Below are 13,797 nucleotides of genomic sequence, written 5' to 3'. Positions count from 1 at the left end.
AGTGCGTATTCCTCCGGGGGATGGACGTCATCGGGACTACATATGACTGTCGTCGCTCCGCCCCGCCGAAAGTAGGAACCTCAGGGATCGCCCAGCAAACCCGAGGGTGAGCGATTCTCACCCCAGGATGCCCACGCAGCAGTGGGGCGCCCGATGACCCGGCGCCCCGCCGGCACTGTCGCGGCGCTCATCGAGGCGACCGGCGGCAATCCGGTGTTCTTCAAGATGAAGGACGCTCCGCCGATCACCCGATCGGCAAGACCAATCGCAAGTTCAGCCGCGACGAGCTACCCCAGTTCCCCAACGTGCTGCGCGGTGAGATGGGCATGGTCGGCCCGCGTCCGGAGGTACTGCGCGAGGTCGACATCTACGACAGCAATATGCGGCGCAGGCTGCGGGTGAACCCAGGCATCACCGGTCTGTGACAGGTGATCGGACGCTCGGATCTGTCGTTCGAGGATGCGGTGCGTCCTGAGCTGTCCTCTGTCGAGAACTGGTCGATGATCGTGTATCTGCCGTTGATCGCCAAGACGATTGGTGCGGCGGTCGCCCGCGCGGAGAGGCGTACTGAGACTCAGCCGGGGCGCCGTGCCGGGAATTCGGCGGCGAGTTCGGCGAATACGGCGGTATTCAGTGCGAAGGCCCGCTGTCCCTCGTCGAGTACGCGGCGGCGTTCGAGATCGTCGAGCGGCAATTGGTCGAGCAGGCCGCGGTATTCGCGTTTGAAGGCCGCCGGATTGCCGAGGGCGTCGAAGACGTAGAACCGCACACCGTCGCCGCGATGCGGGAGGTTCCACAACTTCTCGGCGGTGCCACGGATGACCTGGCCGCCCGAGAGGTCGCCGATATATCGGGTGTAGTGGTGCGCGATATATCCGGCGGGCCACTCGCGGGCGCATTCGTCGATGCGCGCGGCGTAGGCGGCGGTGGCGGGCAGCGCTTCGAGGGCAGCACGCCAGTCGGGTCCGATGAGGTGGGCGAGGTCGCGTTCCAACTCCGCGGTCCTGGCCAGTTCCGGACGGATGAACGGACCCGCGATCGGATCGTCGGCCAGGGCGTCCCAGCGGTCTTCCAAGGCGCGGTAGATGAACCAGAGTTGGGCGGTGTAGCGGTGATAGGAGTCGATGCCGAGTTCGCCGCCGAGCATGTCACTGATGAACGAAGAGTTCTCCGCCGCTTCGTGCTGCTGTGCAGTGGCGGTGCGGATCGCCGTGGAGAACGGGACCGTATCCGACATATCCGAACCACCTCACCGATGCCGACGTTGGCTTTGGGCACCCTAACCATTCCGTATAACCATACCGGCCGCCCCTGCCGGCTACCGGTGCATCATGATCGACGGCCGGATTCGCGACGATGCGGATGGCGCGGAAGTCGGCGCCGGTGCACGATGACCGGTCGGCGGATCGAGCCGAATCGGCTCAGGATGCGCGGACGGCGCACGGTGCGGTCGAACCACTCGCCGAGGGTGACGCCCGCGGCCAGCGCACACCCGACGCCGACCGCGGCGAGAACCTGATTGCCTCCGATCAACAGCTCGTCGTTGAGCAGGGCAAACAGCCCGCGATACACCTTCAGACCCGGGAGCAGTGGCGTGATGCCCGCGAGCGCGACGACCAGCGGTGGAGTCAGCGCCCGCCGTGCCATCAGACCACCGGCCAGACCGACCAGCGTCGCGGCGACCGCGGAGGAGATCACCGGACCGAAGCCCAGATGCTGTACGAGCAGGAAACAGATCGTGCCCGCCGCACCACCGAAGGCGGCCGCGGCGAGTGCGCGGCGTTCGGCGTAGCAGGCGAGTGCGAACGCCAGCGCGGCCACCGCACCAGCCGCGATCTTGATCGGCAGATCGGTGATATCGCGGCTGGAGGTCAGATAGACCGGTGGGATCGTGGCGCCGAGCATATCGCCGATCCGCAGTGCCATCGCGATGCCCGCGATAATGCCGCCGGTCATCATCATGACCTCGAGCATGCGGGCGGTCGCGGTGATCGGCGCGCCGGTTATCGCGTCCTGCACCGCACCGACCAGCTGCAAACCACTGAGCAGCACGGTGATTCCGGCGGCGATGACCAGCGTCGGGTCGACATCGATATGCAGGGTTGCCGCCAGGGTGGCCAGCAGCAGCGCCGGTGTCGCCGCGACGGCGCCGCCCACCACATGCTGGAAGAAGAACGGCAGACCGTAGCGATTCAGCACGCGATTGACGCGGTCGATGGCCAGGGTGGTGCCGAAGCTGACCGCGGCGACCAGCCAGCCGCCGCCCAGCAGCGCCGCGATCGATGCGGCCAGCAGCGACCAGCCGAAGGTGGCGACCCAGCGGTGGTACGGATGCGGCGCTGAGGTGATCGCATCCAAACGAGCGCGCGCGTCCACGGGTGGGACGACCTCATTGCGGATGCGGCGGGTGAGCCGGTCGACCGCGGCCAAACGGGTGAAGTCGAGGGATCGGTATTTGACCACCCGCATGCTGCTGGCGGGCGGCAGCAGTGGACCGCGGTCGGCCCAGATCCTGATCGCGTCATAGGTGACGTCGATATCGCAGCGCGCCAGTCCATAGGTGGCGGCGATGAAACGCACCTGGGTCATCGTGTCGTTGACACCCGTACCCGAGGCGAGCACCACCTCGCCCACCCGCACGGCCAGATCGAGCACCTCGGCGACGCGGGCATCGTCGGTGAGATCGATCGGCTGCAGCGGCGTGGGCGCGGCGACGATGTGATCGGCGGTGGCCGGACGGTCGGCGACCAGCAGATCGACCGCCTGTTTGACGACCGGAACGCGGGGCGCTCGCAGGAAGCGCAATCGCGGCCGCCTGGCCGCCTGATCGCCGGGGGCGGTGTCGTCTCCTCCTGGAAATATGTCCGGACCCATGAGCGCGACCGTAGTCAACCGAGGCCCGGGTTCGCATCCGCAGTGGTCCGAGGGACCGCCTCGAGGGCTGGACGGATGTCCGGACACTTGGTCGAAGCCGCCAAAAGTGATAGAACTTGTTCTAATTTGCAGATGGGAGCGTGCACGGTGCGGTACGGAATTGTGTTGTTCACCAGTGACCGGGGCATTACGCCCGCCGATGCGGCCGCGGCCGCCGAACAAGCCGGATTCGATGCCTTCTACGTGCCCGAACACACCCATATCCCGGTGGTTCGGGCGGCGGCCCATCCGCGCACCGGGGATGCGAGCCTGCCCGACGACCGGTATCTGCGCACGCTGGACCCATGGGTCGCGCTGGCCACCGCGGCGGCGGTCACCAGCCGGATCACGCTGTCCACCGCGGTCGCCCTACCCGCCGAACACCATCCGATCACCCTGGCCAAAACCCTCGCCTCACTGGATCATCTGTCCGGCGGCCGGGTCAGCCTCGGCGTCGGTTTCGGCTGGAATACCGATGAGATGGCGCATCATGGGGTCCCCGCGAATAAGCGCAGGACGGTATTGCGTGAACATCTGGATGCGATGCGCGCATTGTGGTCAGAGGAGGAGGCCAGCTTCGCGGGGCAATTCGTGAATTTCGGGCCGAGCTGGTCCTGGCCCAAGCCGGTGCAGAAACGGATTCCGGTGATTCTCGGCGCGGCCGGGACAGAACAGTCGTTCACCTGGCTGGCCAAGAATGCCGACGGCTGGCTGACCACCCCCACCGAGGAGGGCCTCGGGGAGAAGATCGCACTGCTGCACCGGGTTTGGCGCGAACACGAGCGCGAGGGCAGTCCGGAAGTCATTGCGCTGGCCGGACGTCACGATGCCACACAACTCGCGCGGTGGGCCGAATTGGGTATCACCGAAGCGGTTTTCGGTCTGCCGGATCGCGATGCCGATGACGTACGCGCATACTTGACCCGCCTCGCCGGGAAACTCGGTCTCGAAGCAGCCCGCTGACACCCGATGGTGCCAGCGGGCTTTCGGCTAACCGCGTCGCCTGCGTGTGACGAGCAATCCGATCAGCACACCGGCCACGCCGATGATCACAACGCAGATCACACCGGTCATGATCCAACCGGTCGGCGAATCCGATTCGGACGCCCGCGATTCCGCGACCGCGGGGGCCGCGCCGGGCGTGCGGCTCGTCGGTGTCTTCACACCGGTGGAATTCTCACCGAAAACGCCCTCGCCGATCGTGCTCGCATACTGCGGGCCGTTCTCTTTGGTGTCGGTGTCGGTGAGATCCAATTGCACCGATACCGGGCGGTTTTCACCCTGTTCGAAGGTCGAGCCGAGTTTGACGGCGATGTAGTACCAACCGGCCACCGCCTCCCGCCGTGACTCCAGCTGGTCGGCCTTGCGGTTGTTGTACCGAATCGGCACCGTGGCTATCGCCTTATTGGTCGGCAGGACACCCTCGGTGCCGGTATAGGAGGAGAAGTCCGAATCGATCTCCTCGCGGATCGGGCTGTAGAGGGTGGTTCGGATATTGGAGAGGTTGTCGAGTCCGCGAACGCCGTTGGCCCCGAACCGAACTCGATAGGCGAGGCCCTGACCCCAGTCCAATCTGACGCGATAGAACACGAATTCACCCGGCTGCAGCGCATCGGTGTAGCGACCGCTGCCCGGCAGCGTACCTGCCACGGTGAACGATGAGCCGCCGGATACCGGCGTACCCGCACCGCTCGCTTCAACGAAGGTCGTCGGCGGTGCGACCGCGACCGGACCGGCATCGGTCACCGCGGGTTCGATACCGACGATGAGTTCGATCGGAAGTCGTTCCGGCACACCGGCGGATACCTTCTCCCAGGTCAATTGGAAGTAGTAGCGGCCGCCGCCCTTGCATTTATCGGAGCCGCTGTTGCCCTTGCGTTCCTTGGTCGCACCGTCGAAGGCCTTCGCCACGGTGAGCGCGACACCGTCGCTGGATTTGGTGGAGCTCTCGAATTCGAAGACATTGCAGTCCTCGCCATCCGCACCGTAGACCCGCATTTGCAGCACGTTCAGATCGTCGGTCGGGGAAATATCGCGCAGTCGCGGAAAGGACAGGGTGCCACTGAAGTACGTGGTCGCTCCCGCCGGGACATCGACTGCCCAGTAGCGCTTTTCCTGCTGCCCGATGGTGTCCAGATACTGGCCCGGGGCGGCGACCGGCGCGGCGGCGTAGGTCGGCGCGCCGGTGATCGGTATGCCGACGGCCTTGTAATTGCGCAGGGCGGCCGATGATATGCGCGGCAGTGTCCGTTCGAGTGCGGGACCGTCGGCGGCGTCGCTGTAGGTACCACCGGTGGCCTGCGCCATGCAGGTCAGCTGGGCGCGGGCCTTGGCGTCGACGGCGAATCCGATGGTGTGCACGATGAGATCGAGCCCCTGCTTTTTCAATTCGCGAGCGACTTCACAGGGATCGGGTGGGGAGCAGGTGTCGTCGCCGTCGGAGACGAGGACGATCGAGCGCGGTCCCGATTTCGGCAGGGTCTCTGCGGCCTGGCGCAGTGCCGTGCCCATCGGTGTCCAGCCGCTAGCTTTGATCCCGTCGACCGCGCTGGTCAATGCGGTCCGGTCCAGGGTTTCGGGTTTGTGCAGGACCCGGACGTCACGGCAGCCGGATGCCTTCTCCGCCTCGGTATTTCCGGTGCTCGTGCCGTAAACGGTCAGCCCCACTTTGGATTCCGCGGGTGCCGAACCGACGAAGTTTCGCACGGCGGTCTTGGCGGCATCCATCATGGTGCCTGCCGGATCGGGGCGCTGCATGGAACCGGACGCGTCCAGAATGAGCATTGTCGGCGCGTACTGCGGGTTGTCCGGACTCTGCTGTGCCTGCGCGGGCAACGCCGCCACGGCAAGTCCGATCAAACCCGCGGCAGCGCCCGCGGTCAGCCGGGTAAAGCTTCGGGTAATCCTCGACATATGCCTCGTCTGCTTATTTCGCTTTGATAACGGAGCAGACGTTACCCACAGCTGGTAGGTGTTCCCATTGGTGACACGAACACTTGCATACCCGAATGTCTGTATCGGCTGGTCAAGATGTCAGGGAGAGATTCCAGAACTCGGCGTAGCGGCCGGCGCGGTGCAGGAGTTCGTCGTGCGTGCCCTGTTCGACGATCCTGCCGCCGTCCAGGAAGACGATGCGATCGGCGCGTTGGACGGTACGCAGCCGATGCGCGACCAGCACGACCGTCCGCCCCGCCATCAAGCGCTCGATACCTTCGTGGACGGCTGCCTCGTTCACCGGATCCAGTGCCGAGGTCACCTCGTCCAGCAGCACGATGGGCGCATTCTTCAGCAGTGCTCGCGCGATCGAAACCCGCTGGCGTTCACCACCGGAAAGCAGTGCGCCGCCCTCGCCGACATGCGCTGCCCAGCCGCCGGGCAATCGCTCGATCACCTCGTCCAACCGCGCTGCGGTCGCTGCCGCCCGCACTTCGGCGTCCTCGGCGTCGGGACGGCCGAGGCGCACGTTTTCCTCGATGGTGCCGTCGAAGAGATAGACATCTTGGAAGACGATGGCGATCTGGTCCATCAGCACGTCGGTGGCGATCGCGCGTACATCCACGCCACCGACCCGGACTGCGCCCGCGTCCACGTCGTAGAACCGCCCGAGCAATTGCAGCAGGGTGGTTTTTCCCGCTCCCGACGGTCCGACGACGGCAAGCCGTTGGCCCGCTGGTACCGACAGCGACACATCGTCGAACACGGTGCGATCGCCCCGGCGGAAGGTGATGGATTCGAACTCCAGGTCACCACCCACCGGCTGGATCGGGTCGGGAGCTTGCGGTAGCGGTTCGGTGCGCAATACCGTCTCGAGTCGCGCGAGCACCGAACGCGCGCTGCGGAGTTTGCCGCCGATTTCCGATAGCGACAGCAGCGGCTCCGCGCAGCGGGCGGCCAGCACCAGGATCGCCAAAAGCTCTGCCGCGCCGATGGGAGCGGAGGTTGCGGAGCGACCGGGTAGCCCAGCTCCGCCGAGGGCGAGGTAGGCACCCAGGGTGAGTAGGGCGGTGAATGTCGCCTGCACCGTGATCGCCAGGCCCAAGATGCCCGGTAGCGCCGACAGCGTGGTGCGGCGGGATGTGCGCTGGACTTCGTGCAGTGAGTCGTCGAGCAACCGGAAGCGTTCGGCGGTCCGCCCGCCCGCCCGCAGCACCGGTTGGGCCTGGAGATATTCGATGACGCGTCCGGTGGCATCGTGGTCGCGTTCGTGGCGCTGCGCATCGTCGGCGGCCATTGAGCGTCCGGTCCAGATCTGGATCGCCGCAATGATCGGGGCGGCCAGCAATGCGGCCGACCCCAGTTGCCAGTTGAAGGCGAACATCACGGCGACGATTGTCAGAGGAGTCACCGCGGCGGAGATGAACGGGGCCAGCAGATGCGCGATCACGCTCATCGCCTGCAGCACACCGCGGCTGGCCAGGACGGACACCTCCCCGACACGGCCCGGGCCGTACCAGCCCAGCGGCAATCGGGCCAGATGGTCGCCGAGCCGGTGATACATACCGCGCAACAGGGTGGTCCCGACCCGGAAGCCGGACAGATCGCTGCGATAGCGCAGCGCCGCGTAGACCGCGACGGCGGCCGCGAATGCGATCAGCCAGGGCAGGGCGGCTGCGGGCGTGCTCCCGAACAGTTCCCGCAGTACGGGAACCAGCAGTGCGTAGGACAAACCCTCGGCTATCGCGGTCGTCGTCATAAGGACCAAGGTGCGACGCACCGGCTTGGCGTACTCGGGTCCCAGCACGCGCAGTAGCATTCGAATCATCGCTCGTCTCCTTGTGGGGCGCCGTAATTACCCGCCCCGCCGGTTGGCATCCCCCAAGGGGTTTCGGTGTCGATTGCCGATCGTTGTGATTGCCAGAACGCCGCGAACTTTCCACCCTGTGCGAGGAGTTCGGTGGGCCTGCCGTGCTCGACGATGGACCCGTACTCCAGCATCACCACGGTGTCGGCGTCGGCGATCGTCTCCATGCGATGGGCGATGACCAGAATGGTCCGATCGCCCTGCAACGTCGCCAAGGCCTGACGCACCGCCTGTTCGGTCTGCGGGTCGGCGAAAGCGGTCGCTTCGTCGAGCACCAGCACGGGTGTGTAGGCGAGCAGTGCACGCGCGATCGAAATCCGCTGTGCCTCACCGCCGGACAATCCCGCCTGCGCATCGATCACGGTGTCGTATCCGTGCGGCAGTTCGAGAATTCGATCGTGGATATTCGCCAGCCGGGCTGCGCGCACCACGTCATCGAGGTCGGCATGCGGTACCGCGAGCGCGATATTGTCCGCGACCGACGCGCGCAGCAGTCGAACATCCTGGAAGACGAAGGAGACCATCCGGTAGAGCTCCCGACTGCCGATTTCGCGCAGATCGACACCGCCGAGGGTGACCGACCCGTGCGTCGGATCGAAGAACCGCGGCAAAAGCTGAACCAGGGTGGACTTTCCACTGCCCGACGGCCCGACGATCGCGGTGACCGTCCCGGGCGCCAGCACCAGGTCGATCCCGCGCAGTACCTCGTGCTCGTCGTCGTAACCGAATCGAACCTCGCGCAGTTCCACCCGATGCCCCTGTGGTGCGACCGGGTGCGCGGGCTCCGGAAGTGACTGCACCGCAAGCACTTCCTGGATTCGTCCGAGCGCACGCCGGGCGGCCTGCATATCGTCGAAGCCGTGGCCGAGGGCCGCCACCGGAGCGGTCAGGCCGAGTCCGAGCAGCAGGAACGGCAGCAGATCGGCTGGGGCCATGCCGCCGTTGGTGATCAGAACCGCACCGCCGATCAGCACGACCAGCAGCACGAAAGGTGGTGACAGTGCCAGCTGCATGCCCGCGGCGATCGCGGAGACACCGTGCACCCACCGGTAGAAGGCGGCGACGAAATCGTCTGCGGCCGTGCGGAATTTACTGTGCGCGCGCCCGGATCCGCCGAACGCCTTGACCACCGAGATGCCCTGTACGAATTCGACGACGGAATTCGAAATCCGTCCCATGGCCGCATCGAACTCTTCCTGCTCGCGCTGCCGCGTCGGGGTCATCATCAGCGGGACCAGCGCCACCGCCAACACCACCGGTATCAGCGTGATCAGGGTGAGCCGCCAGTCGATGGTGAACAAATAGATCAGTGACGCCAGTGGCACCACGAAGGCGGCGATGAGCTCGCCCGGGGCGTGGGCGATGAACGGGTGCACGGCACTGACGTCCTCACCCACCACCTTTGCCAATTCGCCGGTCCGGCGCCGGGAGAACCAGCCGATAGGTACGTGCCCCAACCGTGCCGCCAATTGCCTGCGGAACGACAGCTGCACCCGGCCATCGACAATATGCCCGATTCCCGATGATGCGGCCGTGAACAACAGCCGGATCAACAACCCGACCGCACCCGCTATCACGACGATCCAGACGTGACCGTGATCGATCGGTAAGGGCGACAAAAAAATTCGACCCAATTCGACAACAGCCAGCAAAGGCGCCAGACCCGCGACAGCACCGATCGCCTGAAAGATGACAAGAGCGCCGAAACTCCCCAGATAAGGACGCAGCAACCCGGCCACGCTGTGGCCCGCCACGGCATCGGCATCGGGTGATGGTGGGGACTGCTCTCTCGTCTCGGCAACGTCGATGGTGGTCATTGCTGTCCCGTCTTCGACGAACTGTTCACCGACCGCTGCTCCAGCAAGGGGAACTTTGCCTCGCATGATGTGCCCTCCGGGCTGTTCGTGATGCTCTTCATCGGCCGCTGTGTTCCGAACGACGCAGCGATACCCTGGCAGCTGTGACGGTGGGTGCGCTTTCGGAAATATGCGGTCCGGCAATATCGCCGATGGTGTGGCTGCGGCCGGGGCATGTCGGGTACATCGGGCCAGAGCTGGGCGTAGACCCGCATTCGGTCTCGGTAGCGGTGCTCAGCGTGGGCCTGCATGGGCCGTTCATCCTCGAGACAGCCGCACACGGGGACGTACGCACCGGTAGTTCGTTCGCCCCCGCCCACTCGGTGCACCGCGTCCTCGCACCGGGAGAGTGGATCCTGCTGCTGTTCGTCGATCCCGCCGGCGCGCCGGCAACCGCCATCGCGGACGAGATGACGGTGACCACCGGGCCTTACGGTCTCGGCCACCGACGGGAACAGGAGCTCGTCGAGCTGTGCCGTGGCGATGACGTGGATCCGGACCAGATCTTCGCTCGGGCCAGTGCAGGTCGGGCGCCGATTGCCGATCCGCGGATCGAGCGGGTCGCCACCGCGATCCGCCGGGATCCGAATCGCACCTTCCGTGCCGATGCGGTCGCCGCGAACCTGGGCCTGTCCACCCCCCATTTTCTCCGCTTGTTCGCCCAGCGCAGCGGCACCACATTTCGCGGCTACCAGCGGTGGGCCCGGGTCATCCACGCACTGCGAGACGCCGCGGACGGCCGCGATCTCACCCGATGCGCCACAGATGCCGGTTTCGCCACCCCGTCGCACTTCAGCGAAACTTTCCACCGCATGTTCGGGCTGTCCGCCACCGCGCTGCTACGTTCCGGTATCCGCTTCGACCTCGGAACCTAGCCTGCGCCTCCGATTCTGGCCAGACACCGCGTGGCGGTTCCTCGACGACTCCGAACGCGCAACAGCGCCCCGCAACGAGCGGTGAACTCGTTGCGGGGCACTGGTCCGAATCTCAGCGCAGATCGCGGCGGCGGAAGCCCGCGATCCCGACCCCGAGCAGCACGACCACGATCCCGAGCAGCCACAGGATCGGCGTGGCCTCGAAGGATGAGCCGGGCAGCTTCGGCGGGTGGGTGAAGGGCACCAGATCGCGCGTCCACTGGGGGAGCCCGTCGAGCGCGCCGACGACGAAGATGATGATCATCGTGCTCAGCACGCCCCAGGCAACCGGCGTATAGCGGGGCGCGAGACCGTAGACCGCCACAGTGATGGCGGTAAGCACCCACACCGCAGGCAGTTGCACTGCCGCCGCGCCGAGGCAGTCGCCCACCTTGCCCGCCAGATCGCCATCCGAGATGCCATAGATGACTCCGACCGCCGCACCCGCGAGGAACAGCAGCACCACCGGTCCGAGCAGCGCGATGCCGATGTGGCTCATCGCGTAGCGTTCACGGCTCACCGAACCGGCCAGCGTGGCCTCGGCGCGCTGGCTGGATTCCTCCTCGTGCAGCCGCAGCACGGCCGAGATCGAGTAGGCCGACGCCGCGATGGCCAGCATGCTGAGGGCGAACGTGATGAACGAATTCTGCAGCATATCGGTGCCGCCCATCCGGTTGATCACGTCGCGGACCTGCTTACTGTTGTCGAGCATATCGCCGACGCTGTTGATGGCGCCGCCCATCAGCGATCCGTAGAGCAGGAAACCGACGGACCAGGCCAGCAGCGAGCCCCGCTGCAGCCGCCAAGCCAGTCCGGATGGACCGGAGAGCGTGGGCGCCGCTACCGGCGCGCCGGGTCGCTCGGCGAGCAGGCCCGAGCCCGTATCACGTTGCCGCAGAAGCATATACGCGGCGACGGTGGTAACAATGGCGACGGTGAGCAGCGGAATCAACACCCACCAGCGCTCATTCGCATACGGCCGCAGATTGATACACCAGCCGAGCGGCGAAAACCACGACAGCACACCGTTTCCGGCGTCGCCGACCGCGCGCAGCGCGAAGGCCGTGCCGAGTGTCCCGAACGCCACCCCGCGCGCGACCCGTGCGCCCACGCTCACCTGCGCCGCGATCGCGGCGACCCCGGCCCAGACCAGACCGGAACAGCCGAGAGTTGCACCGTAGGCCAGCGAACCGGCGGCGGGTAGGTCACTGCCGGAGAGCGCGAGGGCACTCAGGATGGCGACGATCAGACAGCCGGTCGCCGTCATGATCATGGCGGCGGTCAACCCGGCATAGCGGCCGATGCTGGTGGCGCCGACCAATTCCGCGCGACCGGTCTCCTCCTCGACCCGGGTGTGCCGGATGACGGTGAGGATTGTCGCGATCGCGATCATCGCGTAGAACGGCCCGGCCTTCCACAGTCCGACCGAGCCGAGATCGGTGCTGAAGACCGGCCCGTACATGGCAACGAGCGCCGGGCTTTCCATGACCGACTTCGCGGCATGATCGAGGTCGGCCTGCGTGGTGTAGACGGCCTTGGCGCTGCCGACATAGGCGGCGGGCAGCAGTCCGAAAGCAAGTACCCACAGCGGCAACACAATTCGGTCGCGGCGCAGCAACAGTCGCAGTAATTGCCCGGTACCGGCGAAGTCGGCCGATCCGCGCACGGCGGGTGTGGCGTAATGCCTGCCGCCCGCGGTTGCGGTTGTCATGATCCCACCTTCTCCATGGTCGCCCTGGCCTGCTCGGATGTCGCGCCGTCGACGTGGTAGTGCCGCATGAACAGTTCCTCCAGCGTCGGCGGCGCACTGGTGAGGCTGCGCACTCCGACATCGCCGAGGATCCGGATCAACTCGCCGAGATGTTCGCCGTCCACCTGGCAGCGCAGCGTCGAACCATCGCGTTCGATGTCCTCGACACCCGTGATTCGGCTGAGATCGCCTGGGTCGCCGAGCAATTCGGCGGTAATGGAGGTACGCGAAAGGTGCCGCATATCCGACAGCGATCCGCTCTCGACGGTACGTCCGGCTCGGATAATGGTCACCCGGTCACACAGCACCTCCACCTCGGACAGGATGTGACTCGACAGCAGAACCGTGGTGCCACGCTGATTGGCCTCCTCGACGCATTCGCGAAAAACCTGTTCCATCAACGGATCCAGACCTGAGGTCGGTTCGTCGAGCAGTAGCAGGCGCACATCGGAGGCGAGCGCGGAGATCAATGCGACCTTCTGCCGGTTGCCCTTGGAATAGGTGCGCGCCTTCTTGCGCGGATCCAGATCGAATCGCTCGATCAATTCGGCACGGCGCTGCGCATTGATTTCCCCGCGCATTCTGGCCAGTAGGTCGATGGTTTCCCCGCCGGATAACGACGGCCATAGTGTGACGTCCCCTGGTACATAAGCGATTTCACGGTGCAGCTCGACCGCATCGGTCCACGGATCGCGCCCGAGCAGGCGGACTTCGCCGGAGCTGGCCTGCAGGATGCCGAGCAGGATGCGGATGGTGGTCGACTTACCCGCGCCGTTCGGGCCGAGGAAGCCATGGATTTCGCCCTCGCGGACCGCGAGATCCAGCCCGTTCAGGGCGGCGAAGTGGCCGAAGTTCTTGTGCAGATCGCGAACTTCGATGATGTCGGACATCAGGTCTCCTTGGTAAGGGTGTCCAAAATCGTTGGGTCGGTTAGGAATCCCTGGGTGTAGAGCTCCGCGGCGGGCAGCACGAACTCCTCGGTCAAGGAGCGAACGAGCTTGCGGTAGTCGAGCTTTTCGCCGCGGTTTTGCAGCAGGGTGAAGTACAGGACGGTCGCGCCGACATTGAGTGTCGTCAGATATCTGGCCCGCGCGGCCGGGTCACGGCTCGGTTTGATGGTGCCCGCCTCGACGCCTGCCTGGATGTACTCCTCGGCATCGGAGATCATGTGCTCGAGCAGTGACTCGGCCAACGGCCCGCCCGCCTGCAGGCTGCGCACCATGTAGGCGACCAGCGGGCCGTATGTCTCGATCTCGGACATGGCCGCGAGCATGCTTTTCGCGACGTTCGTCTCGGTGGCGGTCTTCCACTTCTGGTCCCGGATCAACTCCAACACCCGCTCGTCGCAGGCGGCCCGCAGGCCGTCCTTGGAGCCGAAGTGATGGTTGACCAGTCCGGGGGATACACCGGCCGCTGCGGCGATCGCGCGCACTCCGACCTGGAATCCGTTGTCACCGAACACCTCGATCGCGATGTCGCGAATGCGGGCTGCGGTGCTGAGATCCGAATTCGGGGCCGGCGTCACGCGGCGCCTCCTAGTTCGGCGGGTCCTTGCGATACGGC

10 protein-coding genes and 1 pseudogene are annotated in these 13,797 nt (G+C 65.9%); 3 read left to right on the top strand and 8 right to left on the bottom strand.

Annotated features, from left to right (window positions below):
* Positions 1-186: 186 nt before the first annotated feature.
* Positions 187-551, top strand: a pseudogene (locus AB0J47_RS10600) (sugar transferase); the annotation flags it as partial.
* A gap of 23 nt (positions 552-574) precedes the next feature.
* On the opposite strand, the gene AB0J47_RS10595 reads toward AB0J47_RS10600, so the two are convergent.
* Positions 575-1,237 carry a biliverdin-producing heme oxygenase gene (locus AB0J47_RS10595; protein ID WP_364343265.1) on the bottom strand — a complete coding sequence of 221 codons (663 nt, stop codon included), beginning with the start codon at positions 1,235-1,237 and terminating at the stop codon, positions 575-577.
* A gap of 92 nt (positions 1,238-1,329) precedes the next feature.
* Positions 1,330-2,874 carry a threonine/serine exporter family protein gene (locus AB0J47_RS10590; RefSeq protein ID WP_364343262.1) on the bottom strand — a complete coding sequence of 515 codons (1,545 nt, stop codon included), beginning with the start codon at positions 2,872-2,874 and terminating at the stop codon, positions 1,330-1,332.
* 147 nt (positions 2,875-3,021) lie between these two features.
* Here AB0J47_RS10590 and AB0J47_RS10585 point away from each other — a divergent pair, with 147 nt between their 5' ends.
* A complete protein-coding gene (locus tag AB0J47_RS10585; protein ID WP_364343260.1) occupies positions 3,022-3,876 on the top strand; it encodes a TIGR03619 family F420-dependent LLM class oxidoreductase in 855 nt (284 codons plus the stop codon).
* Positions 3,877-3,903: 27 nt separating this feature from the next.
* Here AB0J47_RS10585 and AB0J47_RS10580 read toward each other — a convergent pair whose 3' ends face one another.
* The 3 genes from AB0J47_RS10580 to AB0J47_RS10570 form a co-directional block, all read right to left on the bottom strand.
* Positions 3,904-5,826 carry a VWA domain-containing protein gene (locus AB0J47_RS10580; RefSeq protein WP_364343257.1) on the bottom strand — a complete coding sequence of 641 codons (1,923 nt, stop codon included), beginning with the start codon at positions 5,824-5,826 and terminating at the stop codon, positions 3,904-3,906.
* 112 nt (positions 5,827-5,938) lie between these two features.
* On the bottom strand, positions 5,939-7,675 hold the full coding sequence (locus AB0J47_RS10575; protein ID WP_364343254.1) for an ABC transporter ATP-binding protein: 1,737 nt from the start codon (positions 7,673-7,675) through the stop codon (positions 5,939-5,941).
* Positions 7,672-9,597 (bottom strand): ABC transporter ATP-binding protein, encoded by a 1,926-nt coding sequence (locus AB0J47_RS10570; RefSeq protein ID WP_364343251.1) that lies wholly within the window; start codon positions 9,595-9,597, stop codon positions 7,672-7,674. Before AB0J47_RS10570 ends, AB0J47_RS10575 begins: the two co-directional genes overlap by 4 nt.
* A gap of 77 nt (positions 9,598-9,674) precedes the next feature.
* Between AB0J47_RS10570 and AB0J47_RS10565 the strand changes: the two genes are divergently transcribed.
* Positions 9,675-10,445 carry an AraC family transcriptional regulator gene (locus AB0J47_RS10565; protein ID WP_364343248.1) on the top strand — a complete coding sequence of 257 codons (771 nt, stop codon included), beginning with the start codon at positions 9,675-9,677 and terminating at the stop codon, positions 10,443-10,445.
* A gap of 112 nt (positions 10,446-10,557) precedes the next feature.
* Here the strand turns inward: AB0J47_RS10565 and AB0J47_RS10560 are convergent, their stop codons facing one another.
* From AB0J47_RS10560 to AB0J47_RS10550, 3 genes are read right to left on the bottom strand one after another with little or no spacing between them, the layout of a single operon-like run.
* Entirely contained in the window at positions 10,558-12,195 is a 1,638-nt protein-coding gene (locus AB0J47_RS10560; protein WP_364343245.1) for an ABC transporter permease, read from the bottom strand.
* On the bottom strand, positions 12,192-13,124 hold the full coding sequence (locus AB0J47_RS10555; RefSeq protein WP_364343242.1) for an ABC transporter ATP-binding protein: 933 nt from the start codon (positions 13,122-13,124) through the stop codon (positions 12,192-12,194). Before AB0J47_RS10555 ends, AB0J47_RS10560 begins: the two co-directional genes overlap by 4 nt.
* On the bottom strand, positions 13,124-13,759 hold the full coding sequence (locus AB0J47_RS10550; protein WP_364343239.1) for a TetR family transcriptional regulator: 636 nt from the start codon (positions 13,757-13,759) through the stop codon (positions 13,124-13,126). Before AB0J47_RS10550 ends, AB0J47_RS10555 begins: the two co-directional genes overlap by 1 nt.
* Between the last annotated feature and the right edge of the window lie 38 nt (positions 13,760-13,797).

It is taken from the genome of Nocardia sp. NPDC049737, assembly GCF_040674755.1.
Lineage (GTDB): Bacteria > Actinomycetota > Actinomycetes > Mycobacteriales > Mycobacteriaceae > Nocardia.
This window is presented reverse-complemented; position numbering and strand designations above follow the sequence as displayed.

Excerpts from the sequence above, each read along its gene's own strand:
- AB0J47_RS10595 (WP_364343265.1), bottom strand. The coding sequence starts at position 1,237 with ATGTCGGATACGGTCCCGTTCTCCACGGCGATCCGCACCGCCACTGCA.
- AB0J47_RS10590 (WP_364343262.1), bottom strand. The coding sequence starts at position 2,874 with ATGGGTCCGGACATATTTCCAGGAGGAGACGACACCGCCCCCGGCGAT.
- AB0J47_RS10580 (WP_364343257.1), bottom strand. The coding sequence starts at position 5,826 with ATGTCGAGGATTACCCGAAGCTTTACCCGGCTGACCGCGGGCGCTGCC.
- AB0J47_RS10575 (WP_364343254.1), bottom strand. The coding sequence starts at position 7,675 with ATGATTCGAATGCTACTGCGCGTGCTGGGACCCGAGTACGCCAAGCCG.
- AB0J47_RS10570 (WP_364343251.1), bottom strand. The coding sequence starts at position 9,597 with ATGCGAGGCAAAGTTCCCCTTGCTGGAGCAGCGGTCGGTGAACAGTTC.
- AB0J47_RS10560 (WP_364343245.1), bottom strand. The coding sequence starts at position 12,195 with ATGACAACCGCAACCGCGGGCGGCAGGCATTACGCCACACCCGCCGTG.
- AB0J47_RS10555 (WP_364343242.1), bottom strand. The coding sequence starts at position 13,124 with ATGTCCGACATCATCGAAGTTCGCGATCTGCACAAGAACTTCGGCCAC.